The sequence below is a fragment of the Arsukibacterium sp. genome (genome assembly GCF_018402695.1).
GTDB lineage: Bacteria > Pseudomonadota > Gammaproteobacteria > Enterobacterales > Alteromonadaceae > Alishewanella.
In genome coordinates this window covers 1-17,999 of record NZ_JAGYIM010000024.1, presented here as the reverse complement: position 1 = coordinate 17,999, position 17,999 = coordinate 1, and the positions used below count along the sequence as shown (strand labels likewise).

Below are 17,999 nucleotides of genomic sequence, written 5' to 3'. Positions count from 1 at the left end.
TCTGACGCTTTAATGTAAACTTTAATATACAGCACGTAATTAATTAAATACGATTTGTGCATACTAAAGATCTTGACCGGCAGCGTCAACCCGCTGTAAGTCAATAAATACCAGATAATCCAGAATTTCAGACGTAAAAATAAACGTAAATAAAATTTTACAATCAGAAGAGAATTACAGGTACTGTTGCAACAGACATTGATAAGCCTGCTGAATTTGCCTGAATCTTTCGGCATCACCATGAGCACGGTCCGGGTGAACTAACAACGCCTGACTACGATATGCTTTTTTTAACTCTGCCAGGGTACAACCCGGGCTGAGTTTAAGCAGTTGCTGCGCCTGCTCAACCGACAGCTGGGCTGTATTCAGGCCACCTTTACTGAAACGCTGCCAGAAGTGGCTTAGATACTCATCCAGCAATTGCTCGCTCATGGCATAAAAGTTCTGCCAGTCTGAGTAATACTGTCGCCGTCCGCTATTATCATTATTCGCTGCCAGTGCCGAGGGATCAGCTGATACTGTTGGAACTAAGCGTACCTTTGCCAGGCCAATGTCAAGCAAACCTTCGCCCGTCATAAGCCATTCTGTTTGCAGCCGGAATAGTAAATGATAAAGCACAAAATGCAGCTGAAAGCGTTGCAAATCCGGACTAATGTCACTCTCAGTACTCAGTTTAAGCCCCAGCCGGGATATTAAATATTGTTCGGTAAGGGTTTGCCCGCCAGTCTCAGGCATAGCTGAGAGGATCAGGCTGGCCAGCTGATTTTTCAGCAGCTGCAGTACTGGCTCGGTAAGTGGGGGTTGACTAAGTGACATAAGAAAAAGGCCGGCAATGCCGGCCTTTACAGGTTGCTTAGTTAAGCTTTTCGCGGATACGCGCTGATTTACCTGAACGATCGCGTAAGTAGTAAAGCTTAGCACGGCGAACGGCACCACGACGTTTAACGGTGATACTGTCTACCAGCGGGCTGTGCGTCTGGAATACACGCTCAACACCTTCGCCATTAGATATTTTACGGACGGTGAAGGCTGAATGCAGACCGCGATTACGCTTGGCGATAACGACGCCTTCAAACGCCTGCAGACGGCTTTTGTCGCCTTCTGTTACTTTTACCTGAACTACAACAGTGTCGCCCGGCGCGAACGCTGGAACGTCTTGCTTCAACTGTTCATCTTCAAGCATTTTGATGATGTTTTGGCTAACTTTGCTCATAACAATCTCACTTTACCTGGAATTAACTATCTTGCTGCTGCAACGCCTGGTGTTCCTGTTGGAACTCAGCCAGTAATTTGCGTTGCTCCTTAGTCAGAGCCAGGGGTTTTAATATATCTGGCCGTCTTAACCAGGTCCTTCCCAGGGCCTGCTTCAAACGCCAGCGTCTGATTTCTTCATGGTTACCGCTCAGTAGAACTGACGGCACCTGTTTATTGGCTAACACCTCAGGCCGGGTATAATGCGGACAATCCAGCAAGCCTTCAGAAAATGAATCCTGCGCTGCAGATAAGTCGTGCCCCAGTACACCTGGTACTAAGCGAGAAACTGCATCAATCAGTGTCATCGCCGGCAACTCGCCCCCGCTTAACACGTAATCACCCACTGACCATTCTTCGTCAATTTCGCTTTCAATTACGCGTTCATCAATGCCTTCGTACCGGCCAGCTACTAAAAGTAGCTTGTCGTGCGCGGCCAGCTCAGCCACACCTTGCTGATCTAACTTACGGCCTTGCGGCGATAAGTAAATGGTGTGAACCTTGCCCCCTGCGGCTTGTTTTGCCGCCCGAATTGCTTCGGTCAGAGGCTGAACCATCATTAACATGCCCGGACCACCGCCATAAGGCCGGTCATCAACGGTACGATGCTTATCCGTGGTAAAATCCCGCGGGTTAAAGCACTGTAACTGCATAATGCCCTGCTTTACTGCCCGGCCGGTTACCCCGTATTGCGTTATTGCATCAAACATCTCTGGAAATAACGTTACTACGCCAAGCCAGAGTTTAGTGTTTTGCTGCATTAAAACGCCGGGTCCCAGTCAACAATAATCCGCTTTTCAGCCAGGTCGACGCTTTTTACCACTGTATCGGTTAAAAACGGCAACAAACGCTCTTTTTTACCAAATGCATCTGTGCGGTTAGCTTTCACGACAATAACGTCATTCGAGCCTGTTTCCATCATGTCCGAGACTTCACCTAAGTGATAACCTGCTTCATTTACTACTGCCAGCCCCATCAGGTCTTTCCAGTAATAATCGCCTTCTTCTAATGAAGGCAGCGTCTGCGCGGTTACCGCAATTTCAGCGTTAACATAACGCTGGGCAATATCACGGTCACTAATGCCGTCCAGTTTTGCTATCAGGCCATTACTATGGCGCTTCCAGCTTGCAACCTGCACCGGTAGCCAGTTGCCCTGCAATTTAATTTGCCAGGGTGTGTAGTCAAAAATCCCTTCCGGGATATCGGTGTAAGCAACTACCTTAAGCCAGCCATTAATACCGTAAACGGCACCAAACTTACCAAGGACAACTAAGTCTTTGTCGTCTTTGTCACTCAAGGTTACTACTCCACACCAATGTGCTAATTAAGCAGCTGCTTTCTTAGCGGTTTTTACCAGGTTTGCAACGCGGTCACTTAATGCAGCACCTTGTGCTACCCAGTGATCAACACGCTCCAGGTCCAGACGCAGTTTCTCTTCAGTACCGCCAGCGATTGGGTTAAAGAAACCCACGCGCTCAATAAAGCGGCCGTCACGAGCAAAACGGCTGTCCGCTACCACAACTTGGTAAAATGGACGCTTTTTCGCGCCACCACGTTGTAAACGAATAGTTACCATACCGTCCTCTAAAAATAATCGTTCAGGTTTTAAAAAATAATAAAGCCCCCAGTCAGACTGAAGGGCTGCTGCATTGTACGGATTTTTGCTGCAAATGCAAGCCATTTCAGGCTTTGCAGCCGTTTGGTGTAACGTTTAGCGTGGTGGCAACATACCCGGGGGCAGTTTGCCGCCCATACCTCGCATCATTTTCATCAAGCCGCCTTTGCCTGACATCTGCTTCATCATTTTCTGCATTTGCATAAATTGTTTCAGCAACTTATTGATGTCCTGCACCTGACAGCCGGAGCCGGCGGCAATCCGCTTTTTACGCGAACCTTTAATTAAATCCGGAAAATTACGCTCTTTCGGGGTCATTGAATTAATAATGGCTTCCATCCGCACAAACTGTTTTTCATCAAGCTGACTGGCGGCGCCGGCAGGCAGGTTTTTCATACCGGGCAGCTTATCCATTAACGACATCATGCCGCCCATGCCGCGCATCTGCACCAGCTGATCCCGAAAATCTTCTAATGAAAAGCCCTTGCCTTTCATCATCTTCTGGGCCATTTTCGCCGCTTTGTCTTTGTCGACTTTCTGTTCCAGATCCTCGATTAAGCTCAGCACATCGCCCATACCTAATATACGCGAGGCAATCCGGTCCGGGTGAAACGGCTCAAGTGCATCGGTTTTTTCGCCAGTACCAATAAACTTAATCGGCTTACCGGTTATGTGGCGAATAGATAACGCTGCACCGCCACGGGCATCGCCATCGGCCTTGGTTAAGATAACCCCGGTCAGTGGTAGTGCCTCATTAAACGCTTTAGCAGTATTGGCCGCATCCTGACCGGTCATCGCATCGACAACGAACAGGGTTTCTATCGGTTTGACCGCCGCATGCAGTGCTTTGATTTCATCCATCATTTCGCTGTCGACATGCAAACGACCGGCGGTATCGACCAGCAGCACATCAAACATCCGGGTGCGGGCATGAGCAATAGCGGCGTTAACAATGGCGACCGGTTGCTGACTTAAATCACTGGGGAAGAACTCCACGCCAATATCGGCAGCCAGCGTTTCCAGCTGTTTAATGGCTGCCGGCCGGTAAATATCCGCCGATACCACCAGCACTTTCTTCTTTTTCCGCTCTTTTAAAAATTTTGCCAGTTTCGCAACAGAGGTCGTTTTACCCGCGCCCTGCAAACCGGCCATTAGCACGACCGCTGGGGGCTGAGTGTTCAGCGCCAGCTCTTCGTTAGCCTCGCCCATCGCCTCTTCTAAAGCTTTTCGGACAATTTTCAGGAACTCCTGACCCGGAGTCAGGCTCTTGCTGACTTCCAGCCCGACCGAGCGCTCCTTCACATTGGCAACAAAATCCCGCACCACCGGTAACGCCACGTCCGCTTCTAATAAAGCCATTCGTACTTCGCGTAAGGTGTCTTTAATATTGTCTTCCGTCAGCCGGCCGCGGCCACTGATATTTTTTAAGGTTTTACTTAACCGATCAGACAGATTCTCAAACATTTTTATTGCCCGTATTCAACTATTGCGCCGATTATAACGCAGCCAGAGTGTTACGTCAGCCGCTTATCGCATGCTAAAGTGGCAGTTGGCAACTAGCTGGTATAACTGCTGGGCATTGGTAAACACTTGCCATACAATAACTAACTAACTGAATAACAGGATTGTTAATGATGACCGGACTGCTTCCTTTATTTGCATTGGCTGCCTATTTGCTGGCGACAGGCTCAGTGTTAATGCGGTTGTTTCATCCCAAAGGTCCGCATTTTAAATTAATGTTCAGTGCCGGTATTCTTGGTCTGGTGTTGCATATGCTGGCCCTGACCCAAACCCTGTTTACCCCCGCCGGCCAGAACTTCAGTTTAATTAATGTCAGCTCACTGGTGTGCTGGCTGGTTACCGTTGCGGTAACGGTTACTGCCCTGCGCACGCCTACACTTCTGCTGCTGCCTGTGGTGTATGGCTTTGCCGCCCTAATGCAAATTGCTACCTTATTAGTACCTCAGGATCTACAACTACAGCATTTTGAACAAAACGCCAGCCTGCTGGTACACATAACACTGGCTTTTCTGGCCTATGTGGTCCTTACCATGGCAACGCTGTATTCTTTTCAGGTCAGTTACATCAGCACTAAGTTAAAGCAAAAAGACTTCACGCCGGTAAGTCAGTATCTGCCCCCCCTGATGCAAGCCGAGGCAATTCAGTTTCGGCTATTGATGGCGGGTACGGTATTACTGGGTCTCGCTTTGGCCATTGGTGTGCTGTTTATTGAAAACTGGCTGGGAAAAGCAAATCTGCATAAAACGGTACTCAGTGCTTTGGCATTTCTGGTTTTTGTCAGCTTGTGCTGGGGGCACGCCCGCAAAGGGTGGCGCGGCAGGACGGCGATTACCTTAACGGTAATTGGTACCAGCCTGTTAACCCTGGCTTACTTTGGCAGTCGTTTTGTAAAAGAAGTAATAATTGACCGGCTTGGTTGATTTTAACGGTTTTTAATGGCATCCGGCGCTAAACTGCTGTTAAGATGCAAATCGATGTTTGGCAATAAAGGTATTTAGCTCTTGGACGACATATCGACCAGTACGCTGTTTATAATTTTAGGCGTACTAATTGTACTTTCCGCTTATTTTTCGGGCTCTGAGACAGGCATGATGTCTGTTAACCCTTACCGTCTAAAACATCTTACTAATGCCAGGAATAAAGCTGCTCTGCGGGTAAGCCATCTGTTAAAGCGCCCCGACCGCTTAATCGGCCTTATTCTTATTGGTAACAATCTGGTTAATATTTTCGCTTCAACAGTGGCAACGATTATTGGTGTCAGACTGTATGGCGACTACGGCGTTGCTATAGCGCCAATTGTGTTGACTGTGGTTATCTTAATTTTCGCAGAAGTCACGCCAAAAACCTTAGCCGCATTACATCCGGAAAAAGTAGCACTGCCAACATCAGCGGTTTTATCTGTTTTGCTGAAGATTTTCTACCCATTTGTCTGGGCATTGAATAAAGTGACCAATGGTCTGCTTAACTTACTCGGTGTCAGCCCGGAAAAGCATCAGGGCAATAGTTTAAGCGCAGAAGAGTTACGTACCGTGGTGTATGAAGCCGGCGCGCTGATCCCGGAGCAGCATCAGAATATGCTGGTCGGCGTTTTGGATCTGGAAAACGCGACGGTTGAAGATATTATGATCCCACGCAATGAGATTGTGGGCATCGATATTAATGATGAATGGAAAGATATCGAACGGCAGCTGGCTAATTTCCAATACAGCCGCATCCTGCTATACCGGGATAATATTGACGATGCGATAGGCTTTGTTCACCCCCGTGAACTGATGCGTCTGCTGATCAAGGAGCAACTGACTAAAGCGTCGCTGTTGCGTGCTGCCAGTGAAATTTATTTCATCCCGGAAGGCACCCCCCTCAACACCCAATTATTAAAATTTCAAGGCGCTAAGGACCGTATAGGTCTGGTGGTTGACGAATATGGCGATATTCAGGGTCTGGTTACTCTGGCTGATATATTAGAAGAAGTGGTTGGCGAATTTACCACCGACATTGCCGAAGACACTAACGAGGATATCCTGGCTCAGCCCGATGGCACCTTTTTAATTGATGGCAGTATCAACTTGCGGGATTTAAACCGGGAAATGAAAATGAGCCTGCCTACGGATGGTCCAAAAACCTTAAATGGTTTAATCCTGGAATATCTGGAAGAAATACCCCAGGGTAGGTTAAGCGTTAAACTGGCGGGCTACCCACTGGAGATTGTGGATGTGCAGGACAATATGATTAAAAGTGTCCGGCTGTTAGTCAATCCAAAGAAAGCGGCGTCAAAAAAATCAGCTCACTAAGTCAGTGATCCAATTGGCAGGCAGCTTCTGAATCAAGGCGGCATCGTTAACCGAAGAACAGCCGCCATAACCAGCCTCGCTGCAACTCCTTTTCACACTTTTTCAGCTGGGCGCTATATACCTTAGCCCTGTCGTCAACCCGGCGTGCTACCGTTAATAACCAGGCTTTATTTTTATAGCTGCCACGCCGGTAGCCTCCCCATCCTTCATGGTAATTCAGGTATTGGTTGTAGCCATCCCACTTCGATACTTTATTCAGCCGATGCGTCTTATCGATGTACCACCCCATAAAGTCGATAGCATCGGCAAAATCATTACGACTGGCCCAAAATCTATCAGCTTCTTGTACATACTCGTCCCAGGTAGCTGTTTTGGCCTGAGAGTACCCATAAGCTGAGCTAGCGCGGCCATAGGGAATAAACCCCAGAAACCAGCGCATAGGTGGCCGGGCATTATGTTTAAAACTGCTTTCCTGATACATGATGCTCATAGGCAATGCTATCGGCATGCCCCACTTGTCGCTCGCCTCGGCCGCGTCTTTATACCAGGAACGGTTTTCCCGGAAAATTTCGCATATATCGGAGGTGTTCTGAGGAGGGGGCGTACTACAGCCGACAAGCACCACCGCGAGTGTCATTGCCACTGCAGTTTTAAAGTATTTAGGGCTAATTTGAACTTTATTCATCGAGTCGATTCTAACAGTATGCAAGGATGTAAACCAAGTTTTTGTTTTTCCCTGGATTCTCCTTTTAACGGCTGCCATCTGGCAGCCGCTTTTTTTAGCATTATTTTTTGCAATGTATTGTTATGTAAATTTTTAACTAACTGCAGGCAGGGACTTCCGCAAAATACTCGGTTATGTACTGATCAAAACTTAATGTGTCAGCAGCCTCAATTTGTTGTTGCTGTTGTATTGAAGCTGTTGCCGCAGCAGTAAAATCTGCAAGGTTGTAGTACTGATAACCTTCAGCCAGTAACTGCGTGCGGTATTGCTCAGATTTTGCCAGCATAAAGTGACCGTTGTCCTGCTGGCTGGCCAGCAACTGATTTAATAATTTTCCAGAAAATGTTTGCGCCGGGTCCAGTAAACACAGGTAATATTGCTTTAACGCTGCCTGATACGCAGTCCCCTGATAGGCCGAATCTAACCAGTTAGCAATTGGCATCATATCGGCAAATATTTGCTCGGCCCAATCCAGCATTAATCTGTTGTTACCGTCCTGATTAAGCTCCAGATTAATACGCCGGCCATCGGTAACCACTTTACGAAGATTCTGCTCAGTCACCGCTTGTTGCCCGTCGCTGAGTGCCGGACTGTCCTGTAATAAACAATAAAGTAAAAACACATCCAGAAATCGCATTTGCTCAGCAGTGATACCTATCGGGCTAAAAGGGTTGACGTCTAACGCCCTTACTTCAATATATTCAACCCCCCGTTTGGCTAGCGCGCAGGTAGGCCTTTCACCTGACTCCGTGGTGCGTTTAGGCCGGATCGTTGAATAAAATTCATTTTCAATCTGTAATACGTTGCCATTAAGTTGCTGATATTCTCCATTGACCTTAACACCAATATTCTGGTACTCGGCCGATGGCTGACTTACTGCGTTATGCAAACCCGAAATGTACTCCGGCAGACTATTGTAGGTAATACTCAGGCTTGACTGGGCGCTGTTGGTATAACCTAAATCACTCATCCGCAACGAGGTAGCATAGGGCATATACAGTGTCCCCTTACCCAACTGCTGAAACGGATAGCGAGAACTGCGCCCGGCAAGAAATGATTTACACATGGCAGGCGACGCGCCAAACAGATAGACAATAAGCCAGGCATGACGTTTGTAATTGCGAATAAGGGCCAGATATTGCTCTGAAATAAAATCTTGTAACGGATTCTGATCACCAAGCTGCTGCTGGTAAAGTTGCCAGAAACTTTGTGGCAATGAGAAATTATAATGCACGCCACTGATTGCCTGCATCATGCTGCCATAGCGGTTGTGTAAACCTTTACGATATAAGGTCTTCATCCGGCCAACATTAGAACTGCCATACTGCGCTAACGGTATGGTAGTGTCTTCGTCAATAAAACACGGCATACTGGCGGGCCAGAGTCCTTCCTCTCCCAGTTGCTTCACCGTATAGCGATGAATATCTGCTAACTGCGCCAGGGTGGTCTCGATACTGTCACTGGCCGGCGTAATAAACTCAAGCAGCGATTCAGAAAAATCCGTTGTGATCCAAGGATGTGTCAATGCCGAACCAAGACTGGCAGGATGAGGCGTTAATGCCAGACTGCCGTCGTGATTAATACGCAGGGTTTCGCGTTCTATCCCCCGCTTTATCCCAACTACAGCATCTTTATTTTTATCAGTCGCCAGCGCATGCAGACGTTGTTGCAGGATATCAGCCAAGTGGGACCCTTACTTTTAAATTGTGCCATCCAACATGGGGTGGCAACCACAAAATCTCAAGCATAGTGGCTAATTTACCGCGCCGAAGTAATTTCAACAATCTCTTTGTCATGACAGTGCGCCCAACAACCTGAATGTACGGGTGAGTTTGCTGAAATAAACTATCATTTACAGTACTATTGGTCGAACAGACCGAAAAAATCCTCCGGGAGCAGCATGAATCGCCGCAACAGCCATTTAATCAATGAAGAAATAAGCTACTCGGCCAATGAAGAACTGGTCTCAACCACTGACCTGCGTGGCGTTATAACTTACGCTAATCCTGCTTTTTGTAAAATTGCCGGTTACAGTGCAGAAGAGCTCATTGGTAAAAATCATAATATTGTTCGTCATCCGGATATGCCTGCAGCGGCCTTTGCCGACTTATGGCAAAAACTAAAAAAAGGTGAGTCCTGGCGAGGAATTGTAAAAAACCGCTGCAAAGATGGCCGTTACTATTGGGTAGATGCGTTTGTCACGCCCATTTTTCAGCAAGACAAACTGGTCGGCTATCAATCTGTGCGGGTCAAACCAGACAGCCAGACTGTGAAACGGGCTGAACTAAGCTATCCGGCAATGTTGGCGGGTAAAACGCCATCTGACTGGCGCAGTAATTTTGGTTTGAAGCGGCTAGTCGCTGCGCTGCTTACCCTATTAGTGCTGGCAGTCGGTAGTTGGTTTTTTGGCCTGACATTTTTACTTGCAACCCTACTGCCAATGATCTGGCTGGCATGCTTTTACGACGAACTACTGGTTATTCCTGACAAACTGCAACAACAAAAACAGCAATTTGATAGCGTATCACGCTGGATATACTCCGGTTTGGGCCCATTTGGCATCGCAGATTTTCAGAAAAAGATGCTCCAGGCTCGTTTAAGAACGGTGTTGGGTAGGACCATGGACAGCACCGCAGTGCTAAGTCATATCGCCGAAAGCCAGGCTGAAGCGGTCAAACTAACTGAGCAAGGCGTTGCCCGACAACACCAGCAACTGATCAGTATTGCTACTGCTATCCATCAATTAAACGCCACTGTGCAAGACATTGCCAGCCGAACAGTGGATACAAACCAGCATGTTGCTGACACCCATGCAATATGCGAAACGGCTAAACAGGCCATGCAGCAAACTGCCAGCACAGTTCAGCAGTTAGCGACAGAAATGAGTGGTGCGGCAAATACCGCTGCTAGCCTGGCCACTGAAGCCGAGAGAATTGGCACAGTGATGACTGAAATTCAGGGCATCGCTGATCAAACCAATTTACTGGCGCTTAATGCCGCCATTGAAGCCGCCAGAGCCGGCGAGCATGGCCGTGGCTTTGCTGTAGTCGCCGATGAAGTACGGGCTTTATCAACCCGCACTCACAAAGCAACAGAGCAGATAAAATTATCTATTGCGGAAATTCAGCAAACACTGCTCAGTTGGGGCAAAGTAATGCAACAAAGTAAAGAGCAAACTGAGCTATCGGTTAATCAAACTAAACATAGCCAGCAGCAATTAGCTGAGATTGTCAGCATGATGAACACCATCACCAGTCTGTCGGGTCAGATAGCCACCGCAGCGACCCAGCAAGGTGCTGTAGCCCAGGATGTCGAAACCAATGTGGCGGCTATTCAGGACATTGCTGATCGCAATCTGGCTAATATCAGAATAGTTGCTGAAAACAGTCAGCAATTACAAGATAAGGCTGGCGAAATCAGAAGTTTAAACAAGAGTTTTGGCTGAAAACATTTGGCTGAAAACAATAGTGCCGTTACTTTAAAAAGTAACGGCACTAATTTGAAACATTCAGCGGTAGTTAAATTTATCAGCTGAAAAGGGCCTTACGGCCGCGGTTCATTGTCAGGCTCGTCAACTTTTACTGCGTCATTGCGTTCCTGCAACTCGTCAGCAAAATCAGCATCATTGGTATCACCTACCACATGTTCCAGCTTTAACTTGCGCACACTGCGGATTGTAGTAACCGGTCCGGAGCAGGCATAGATAAAGAAAATACCAAACAACATTTCTGCCGGACGGGCGGCAATAACGACAAACACCAGCACCACACACAATATCGCTAAAAACGATACCCGGTCGCGCCAGTTCACATCTTTAAATGAATGATAGCGAAAATTGCTGACCATCAGTAAGCCGGTAACAATAGTAAGCAGGCCAACCAGATAACCAATTTTATCGCCATTTATCTCATAAATAGAACCCGTCCATACCATACCAGCGATAATTGCCGCCGCAGCCGGGCTGGCTAACCCCTGAAAAAACCGGCCATCGGTAACACTAAGGTTCGCATTAAAACGTGCCAGGCGCAGCGCCGCACAGGCAACAAAAATAAATGCCGCCAGCCAGCCAAATTTACCTAAATCTGCCAGACCCCAATTGTAAGCCACCAGCGCCGGCGCCACCCCGAATGACAGCATATCGGACATACTATCGTATTGGGCACCAAATTCACTTTGAGTATTAGTCAGGCGGGCAACTCGCCCATCCAGCCCATCAAAAATCATCGCGATAAAAATTGCCACAGCAGCGGCTTCAAAGCGGCCATTCATTGACGAAACAATGGCAAAAAAACCGGCAAATAAGCCACCTGTTGTCAGCAGGTTGGGCAGCAGATAAATGCCTTTACGCGGGCTTGTGTCAGTAATTTTAGTATCTGTCATAAAAAATCTTTTCTGATTAGCAATGATTAGATTATAAGGGACTTACCTTAAGATGGATAGGCAAAGGACAAATGTTGCTGCACTTTCAGCCATTAACGCACTGGCCCTACAAGGAAATTTAAAAAAGTTAAGCGCAACAAAGAGGCCATAGCCTCTTTGCTGCGGTCGTTCTGTAAGCGCTGACTACTGCTAACCCAGATTAACTGGTAATGACAAACTGCTCGCCATCATGGTCAACTTTAATGGTCACGCCAGGTAGCATAGTGCCCTGCAACAGCGTTTGTGCTAACGGATTTTCCAGATGCTGCTGAATAGCCCGCTTTAACGGCCGGGCGCCAAATAAAGGGTCAAACCCCACTGCCGCCAGTTTATCCAGCGCAGCCTCGGTTACTTCCAGCTCGAACTGACGATCCTGCAACCGTTTTTCCAGTCTTCCCAACTGAATACGGGCAATCTGTTTAATTTGACCGGTATCCAGCGGATGAAACACCACAGCCTCATCCAACCGGTTCAGGAACTCTGGCCGGAATTGTTTGCTCAGCACTCCCATCAACATGTCTTTCATTTGCTGATAGCTATACTCCTGGTAATGCTCCTGAATCAAGTCAGAACCGAGGTTGGACGTCATAATAATCACGCTGTTTTTGAAGTCGACCGTCCGGCCCTGGCCATCAGTTAACCGCCCATCATCCAGCACCTGCAGCAAAATATTAAAAACATCCGGGTGCGCTTTTTCCACTTCATCCAGCAGAATCACCGAGTACGGTTTACGCCGCACCGCTTCAGTCAAATAGCCGCCTTCTTCATAGCCAACATAGCCGGGTGGTGCCCCGACCAGCCGTGAAACCGCATGCTTTTCCATAAACTCCGACATGTCGATCCGCACCATAGCATCAGGGCTATCGAAGAGAAATTGCGCCAGTGACTTGGTCAGCTCCGTCTTACCTACCCCGGTCGGTCCCAGGAACAGGAAAGAACCAATAGGTTTGTTAGGATCAGCCAGGCCGGCACGCGAACGGCGTATCGCATTAGCTACCGCAGTCACGGCTTCATGTTGGCCAACCACAGTACCATGTAACGCCTCTTCCATCCTGAGCAGCTTGTCGCGCTCACCTTCCAGCATTTTACTGACCGGAATACCGGTAGCTTTAGACAATACATCGGCAATTTCCTGCTCGGTAACTTTATGCCGCAGCAAGGTCATTTCCTGCATTTCAGCCTGACTGGCTAAATCAAGCCGCTTTTCCAGCTCAGGTATACGACCATACTGTAACTCGGACATCCGCTGCAGGTCGCTGACCCGGCGGGCAACTTCTAAATCCAGCCTTGCCTGCTCCAACTCAGCTTTAATATTCTGAGTGCCTTGCAATGCTGCTTTTTCAGACTCCCATACTTCATCCAGCTCGTTATAATTCTGATCAAGCTCCTGAATTTGCTCCTGAATAATGTCACGGCGCTTTTTACTGCCCTCGTCCGATTCTTTAGCCAGTGCATTGTCTTCCAGTTTCAACTGAATGATCCGCCGTTCCAGCCGGTCCAGTTCTTCCGGTTTTGAATCCATCTGCATCCGGATACTGGATGCGGCCTCATCAATTAAATCTATCGCTTTGTCAGGTAACTGCCGGTCACTGACATAGCGATGCGATAAGGTAGCGGCAGCAACAATAGCTGGGTCGGTAATTTCTACAGCATGGTGTAGCTCATAACGCTCTTTTAAGCCCCGCAGAATGGCAATGGTATCTTCAACACTGGGCTCTTCAACCAGCACTTTCTGAAAGCGCCGTTCCAGTGCTGCATCTTTTTCAATGTATTTGCGGTACTCATCCAAAGTAGTGGCACCAAGACAATGCAATTCGCCGCGGGCCAATGCAGGTTTCAGCATATTTCCGGCATCCATCGCCCCTTCTGCTTTACCGGCGCCAACCATGGTATGAATTTCATCAATAAACAAAATAACCTGGCCTTCTTCTTTTGCCAGTTCATTCAGCACCGCTTTTAAACGTTCTTCAAACTCTCCACGGTATTTTGCGCCCGCCAGTAAGGAGCCCATATCCAGGGACAGTACCCGTTTATTCTTTAAACCCTCAGGAACTTCTTTATTGATGATCCGCAGTGCCAGCCCTTCGACAATGGCTGTTTTACCGACACCGGGCTCACCGATTAATACCGGATTATTCTTAGTCCGGCGCTGCAGCACCTGAATACAGCGGCGGATTTCTTCATCCCGGCCAATTACCGGGTCCAGCTTACCGGCTTCGGCGCGGGCTGTAAGATCGATAGTGTATTTTGTTAACGCCTGGCGGCTGTCTTCGGCGTTAGGATCATCGACGTTCTGACCAGCCCGGATGTCATCAATAGCCGCGTTTACCTTGTCTTTAGTGACTCCGAGCAAACGCAGGATATTACCAAGCTCAGTTTTATCTTCGGTCGCGGCCAGCACAAACAGCTCACTGGAAATAAACTGGTCTTTGCGTTTCTGGGCAAATTTATCACACTGCTGTAATAGCTGGGCAGTTGCCGTGGATAGCTGGAGGTTGGTTCCTTCACCCTCTACCCGCGGCAAGCGTTCAATTGCCTTACTGACTTTCGCCCGTAGCTCATTAAAATTAATGGCGATTTTATTCAGCAAGTCACGGACGGTCCCGCCTTCCTGATTTAGCAAAGCAAACATCAGATGAACGGGTTCGATAAACTGCTGATCACGGCCCAGCGCCAATGATTGCGCATCGGCAATCGCTTCCTGGAATTTACTGGTAAATTTGTCTAAACGCATGCTTAGCTCCACATAATATAACTTTGATGTGTACTAAGATTGGGTGATAGTGAGCAAATATCAAGCAACAAACGTCAAAAATTTGACTTAGATCAGAAAATGGCTCTGCCTGATGCCTTTGAGGATCATTCCAGCCAGATAGCAGTCGCCATTCTGCCAGTTTGACCATCGCGACGATAAGAGAAAAAATCATGAGATTGCAGGTAAGTGCAGCATTCTCCACCATAAACCGCCGTTACGCCACAGCGTGCCAGCCGCTGGCGAGCCAGCAGATACAAATCTGCCAGCCATTTCCCCTGCTCGCCAGCGATAAAAGCGCTGCCTGCGGCCGGCTCCTGCTGTATAAAGGCTGCACGCACTTCAGCGCCCACTTCAAAAGCCCCCTGGCTGATGGCAGGCCCCAGCCAGGCAAGACAATCTGCCGGCCGGCTAAACAGTTGTAAAGTGTTTTCTATCACACCATTACATAAGCCCCGCCAGCCAGCGTGCACAGCGGCGACTTCCGTACCTGCCTGATTACAGAGCAGCAAAGGCAAGCAATCAGCGGTCATTACGGTGCAAATAAGTCCCGGCTGCCGGCTAAAACTGGCATCGGCGTCCAACGTTGCTGTGACATCCGAACCCAACACTACACAATGCGTGCTATGGGTTTGATTAAGCCAGACGGGCTGGCCTGGCATTTTCGCCGTGGTTTGAAACAACTGGCGGTTGCGACTCACTGCCGTTGGATCATCGCCAACATGATTACCTAAATTAAGACTTTGAAAGGGCCCACCAGAACAACCTCCTGCCCGGGTAGAGCTGACAGCCTTAACATTGACTGATACCGGCCAGCTGGGCGTCAGCATTTTCGGCGTCTCTGGCCTGGCAACACTCATCTCAGGCTTCGTCCATACCGTGCAGTAACGTATCGGCCCGCAGTGCAGCGTTTAGTTCAACCAGATCATCAGGTAACGGTGCATGCCATTCCAGAATTTCACTGGTTATCGGATGCGCTAACCGTAGCATCGCAGCATGCAAAGCCTGACGTTTAAAGTTTCTGAGCATTACCAGTAAACTCTCTGCCGCTTTGCGCGGTGGTCGCGGCCGACCGCCGTATACCGGATCGCCGACTAACGAGTGGTTTATAAACGCCATATGCACCCGGATCTGATGGGTCCGGCCCGTTTCCAGGCGTAACCGTAACCGGGTATGGCCCCGATATTTTTCCATCACCCGGTAGTGGGTCACCGCCGGTTTACCACCGTCGACGACCGGCCATTAAATCGGAGTCCGTTTCGACATGATGGACGGCCAATCGGCTGATTTCACAAACCACCGCCGGTCATTTTGCCATTACAGCAAATAGCTTTCATACTCGCGGGCAACCTCCCAGCGCTTCGCAATGGCTCTCGACCACATGAGCTTGTGCCGGAATGGTTTTCGCAACCACCATTAAGCCCGTCAGCGGTCTGAATCCAGCCGTGGCGAGAACACTCAGCCAGCCCTCCCGGCACTTGCCATCGTCCGGCAATGGCGCAGCAGCGTGCATTAAGTAAAGTGCCGGCTGCGTTGCCAGGCACAACGCGGCTGTTTCGAAGCCACCAGTCGCACGAATCGGTAAAGATTAGCACTCACGAACGCGTCCTACCTTCGTGCAGAATGATCTGAATGCGATGGCTCCGGCGCCCAAAACGTTGATCCTTCTGAAGTCAATTATCCGCGACGATTACCAATCTGGCTTCAGCACGCCAACAACCAAAAAAATGGAATCTGGCAGGCTCTGGAACGGTCTGTTATCCGGCTGCACCGCATCATTGCCAGGATCCACTCCTTTTAAGACGGGAACGTGAATAATCCGGGAACATTTCGGCTAAAGCCTGATCTAACCGCTTACCAAAAAGATGGTCTGGTACAATTTCTGAAAGTTTTAGCTGTTTTGTCATGACGGAAGCAGTTATCCTGTGTGCAACCCCAACTTATCTGGGGTAGAATCGCAATAGCAGTTATTTTAGCGATTTTACGCCCGACTAGACAGCCATTTAGCCGAGTGAGTTTACGGATTTTTACATGAAAGCGAATCTTTAACTGATAGTTATTAGTTAGTTTGGTGCTAGCCGCCTGCGCCGGTAAGCCATACAGCCAGACCCGAAGCAGCCCAGACCTGCCCAGGCCATGAATGCAGCATGGCAAGCGAAGTGCTAGAAATACTGACGCCAGCCGGTACAACAGAGTTGTTGAGTTATTGAGGCGGTAGAGTCGTTATCCTTTGGCCCTTTGCTCGTCAGGTGCAGCTTGATTTGATTTATGCTTATTATAAAGTGGTAATTTGGCACAGGCATTCGGCTAGCATCGACCGTTTTATCCGGCTCCAACTTATCCATCAAACGATCCCATATCTATGTTTACTTGTTATTTGGCATGGTTTGCCAAATTAAAAGCCGATGAAAATAGTTTTCAGGAGTTTTTTAAATAACTGGGGCAGATTTTACACCACAGCAATCTGAGTAGCGCATTTGATGATTTCAAAATTCTGCTACCACCACCCCGCCCAGTGGCACAGTACTGAAGCCAAAAACGGATGTAGTGTAAATGAAGAGTAAATTTTGGGGAAGTACGGTCAGTGAGTTAATGATTGCTGGATTATTTACATGCGCCGTGGCGCTTCAAAGGAAACGGCCAATCCTCAGGTGGGGTATGTAGTGGAATACTACTGTGACTCGCCCATGTCGAGCAGGCACTGGTTATGGTAGAAAGTTATGACAAGTTTCGGGTCTGGAAAAACTGAAAACAGACTTTAGTGCTTGAAACATAACTTTCCAGCCAACAGACCGTCATTATGAAGAGCCCTGTTTTTACCACCTCCAGCGCTTCAGTTTCATTGACAACGACTTAAATTGCTTTAATGCCTCCGCTTAGTTTAGGACACTTGGCCACAAAGATCCATCCCGCTAATCTGTTCTTTAGGTTTATTAGCCAACGGCACAACTGCCTTTTTAAGCTGCTTTGGCTGCTTCTTTCTGTTCGACCACGCGACTTCGCACTGGCTGGATCTCCCCTGCCAGGCCAACCTCGCTCAGTAAGACCACTAACCGTTCGGGAGTTTTGTTTATCCTGAAAGCTTCTGATACCAGAGCCAGCACCGTCGCCAAGATCCATACGCCGGCTGCCGATCGCAGAACTCCCTACCGACTTCGTTAACAAAACATCCTTGATCCGCCATCTGAATACTCGGTATGGCGAATGCTATCACCAAGAACATTCCAAAGAAACAGCTCAACCACCGAACTAATAAATTTGAACATTCTTTCTTCTAACCAATTACCGAATCTGCTCTTTACATGCTTTACAACTCATGTATGTGTTGGGGCTACATAAAGAATGGAACGTCTCTTTATCTTTAGTTCTGATATTTCAACCAAGTTTTAGCTGTTTCAGCCGAAATTCTTTTCTTGCGGTAATACA

The 17,999-nt window shown here is 48.2% G+C and carries 15 protein-coding genes and 1 pseudogene; 4 read left to right on the top strand and 12 right to left on the bottom strand.

From position 1 onward, the window contains the following. Nucleotides 1–174: 174 nt before the first annotated feature. The 6 genes from KG631_RS15960 to ffh form a co-directional block, all read right to left on the bottom strand. The gene (locus KG631_RS15960) at nucleotides 175–816 is read right to left on the bottom strand and encodes a DNA-J related domain-containing protein (RefSeq protein WP_214000650.1); all 642 of its coding nucleotides are present in this window, start codon (nucleotides 814–816) and stop codon (nucleotides 175–177) included. Nucleotides 817–853: 37 nt separating this feature from the next. Continuing rightward, complete coding sequence (rplS, locus tag KG631_RS15955) at nucleotides 854–1,213, bottom strand: 50S ribosomal protein L19 (RefSeq protein ID WP_214000649.1); 360 nt, start codon at nucleotides 1,211–1,213, stop codon at nucleotides 854–856. 22 nt (nucleotides 1,214–1,235) lie between these two features. Beyond that, on the bottom strand, nucleotides 1,236–2,012 hold the full coding sequence (trmD, locus tag KG631_RS15950; protein ID WP_214000648.1) for a tRNA (guanosine(37)-N1)-methyltransferase TrmD: 777 nt from the start codon (nucleotides 2,010–2,012) through the stop codon (nucleotides 1,236–1,238). Continuing rightward, nucleotides 2,012–2,548 (bottom strand): ribosome maturation factor RimM, encoded by a 537-nt coding sequence (gene rimM, locus KG631_RS15945; protein WP_214000647.1) that lies wholly within the window; start codon nucleotides 2,546–2,548, stop codon nucleotides 2,012–2,014. Before rimM ends, trmD begins: the two co-directional genes overlap by 1 nt. A gap of 27 nt (nucleotides 2,549–2,575) precedes the next feature. After that, nucleotides 2,576–2,827 carry a 30S ribosomal protein S16 gene (rpsP, locus tag KG631_RS15940; RefSeq protein WP_026349270.1) on the bottom strand — a complete coding sequence of 84 codons (252 nt, stop codon included), beginning with the start codon at nucleotides 2,825–2,827 and terminating at the stop codon, nucleotides 2,576–2,578. A gap of 135 nt (nucleotides 2,828–2,962) precedes the next feature. Beyond that, on the bottom strand, nucleotides 2,963–4,330 hold the full coding sequence (ffh, locus tag KG631_RS15935; RefSeq protein ID WP_214000646.1) for a signal recognition particle protein: 1,368 nt from the start codon (nucleotides 4,328–4,330) through the stop codon (nucleotides 2,963–2,965). A gap of 167 nt (nucleotides 4,331–4,497) precedes the next feature. Between ffh and ccsA the strand changes: the two genes are divergently transcribed. After that, complete coding sequence (ccsA, locus tag KG631_RS15930; protein WP_214000645.1) at nucleotides 4,498–5,307, top strand: cytochrome c biogenesis protein CcsA; 810 nt, start codon at nucleotides 4,498–4,500, stop codon at nucleotides 5,305–5,307. Between the two features lie 81 nt (nucleotides 5,308–5,388). Continuing rightward, nucleotides 5,389–6,678 (top strand): HlyC/CorC family transporter, encoded by a 1,290-nt coding sequence (locus KG631_RS15925; protein WP_214000644.1) that lies wholly within the window; start codon nucleotides 5,389–5,391, stop codon nucleotides 6,676–6,678. A gap of 46 nt (nucleotides 6,679–6,724) precedes the next feature. Here the strand turns inward: KG631_RS15925 and KG631_RS15920 are convergent, their stop codons facing one another. Continuing rightward, nucleotides 6,725–7,363 carry a hypothetical protein gene (locus tag KG631_RS15920; protein WP_214000643.1) on the bottom strand — a complete coding sequence of 213 codons (639 nt, stop codon included), beginning with the start codon at nucleotides 7,361–7,363 and terminating at the stop codon, nucleotides 6,725–6,727. A 136-nt stretch (nucleotides 7,364–7,499) separates the two neighbouring features. Continuing rightward, a complete protein-coding gene (gene gshA / locus KG631_RS15915; protein WP_214000642.1) occupies nucleotides 7,500–9,086 on the bottom strand; it encodes a glutamate--cysteine ligase in 1,587 nt (528 codons plus the stop codon). A 216-nt stretch (nucleotides 9,087–9,302) separates the two neighbouring features. Here gshA and KG631_RS15910 point away from each other — a divergent pair, with 216 nt between their 5' ends. Then, complete coding sequence (locus KG631_RS15910; RefSeq protein ID WP_214000641.1) at nucleotides 9,303–10,847, top strand: PAS domain-containing methyl-accepting chemotaxis protein; 1,545 nt, start codon at nucleotides 9,303–9,305, stop codon at nucleotides 10,845–10,847. Between the two features lie 98 nt (nucleotides 10,848–10,945). Here KG631_RS15910 and pssA read toward each other — a convergent pair whose 3' ends face one another. The 4 genes and pseudogenes from pssA to KG631_RS19105 form a co-directional block, all read right to left on the bottom strand. Further along, complete coding sequence (pssA, locus tag KG631_RS15905; protein WP_214000640.1) at nucleotides 10,946–11,782, bottom strand: CDP-diacylglycerol--serine O-phosphatidyltransferase; 837 nt, start codon at nucleotides 11,780–11,782, stop codon at nucleotides 10,946–10,948. 199 nt (nucleotides 11,783–11,981) lie between these two features. Further along, nucleotides 11,982–14,555 (bottom strand): ATP-dependent chaperone ClpB, encoded by a 2,574-nt coding sequence (gene clpB / locus KG631_RS15900; protein WP_214000639.1) that lies wholly within the window; start codon nucleotides 14,553–14,555, stop codon nucleotides 11,982–11,984. 125 nt (nucleotides 14,556–14,680) lie between these two features. Then, a complete protein-coding gene (pgeF, locus tag KG631_RS15895) occupies nucleotides 14,681–15,433 on the bottom strand; it encodes a peptidoglycan editing factor PgeF (RefSeq protein ID WP_301003927.1) in 753 nt (250 codons plus the stop codon). 1 nt (nucleotide 15,434) lies between these two features. Beyond that, a pseudogene (locus KG631_RS19105) lies at nucleotides 15,435–16,480 on the bottom strand (pseudouridine synthase). Nucleotides 16,481–16,822: 342 nt separating this feature from the next. Between KG631_RS19105 and KG631_RS19300 the strand changes: the two are divergent. After that, nucleotides 16,823–16,972: a tetratricopeptide repeat protein gene (locus KG631_RS19300; RefSeq protein ID WP_365869252.1), complete on the top strand. Its 150-nt coding sequence runs from the start codon at nucleotides 16,823–16,825 to the stop codon at nucleotides 16,970–16,972. Nucleotides 16,973–17,999 lie beyond the last annotated feature (1,027 nt).

Coding starts and splice junctions, on each gene's coding strand:
- KG631_RS15960 (WP_214000650.1), bottom strand. CDS start 816: ATGTCACTTAGTCAACCCCCACTTACCGAGCCAGTACTGCAGCTGCTG.
- rplS (WP_214000649.1), bottom strand. CDS start 1,213: ATGAGCAAAGTTAGCCAAAACATCATCAAAATGCTTGAAGATGAACAG.
- trmD (WP_214000648.1), bottom strand. CDS start 2,012: ATGCAGCAAAACACTAAACTCTGGCTTGGCGTAGTAACGTTATTTCCA.
- rpsP (WP_026349270.1), bottom strand. CDS start 2,827: ATGGTAACTATTCGTTTACAACGTGGTGGCGCGAAAAAGCGTCCATTT.
- ffh (WP_214000646.1), bottom strand. CDS start 4,330: ATGTTTGAGAATCTGTCTGATCGGTTAAGTAAAACCTTAAAAAATATC.
- ccsA (WP_214000645.1), top strand. CDS start 4,498: ATGATGACCGGACTGCTTCCTTTATTTGCATTGGCTGCCTATTTGCTG.
- KG631_RS15920 (WP_214000643.1), bottom strand. CDS start 7,363: ATGAATAAAGTTCAAATTAGCCCTAAATACTTTAAAACTGCAGTGGCA.
- KG631_RS15910 (WP_214000641.1), top strand. CDS start 9,303: ATGAATCGCCGCAACAGCCATTTAATCAATGAAGAAATAAGCTACTCG.
- pssA (WP_214000640.1), bottom strand. CDS start 11,782: ATGACAGATACTAAAATTACTGACACAAGCCCGCGTAAAGGCATTTAT.
- clpB (WP_214000639.1), bottom strand. CDS start 14,555: ATGCGTTTAGACAAATTTACCAGTAAATTCCAGGAAGCGATTGCCGAT.
- pgeF (WP_301003927.1), bottom strand. CDS start 15,433: ATGAGTGTTGCCAGGCCAGAGACGCCGAAAATGCTGACGCCCAGCTGG.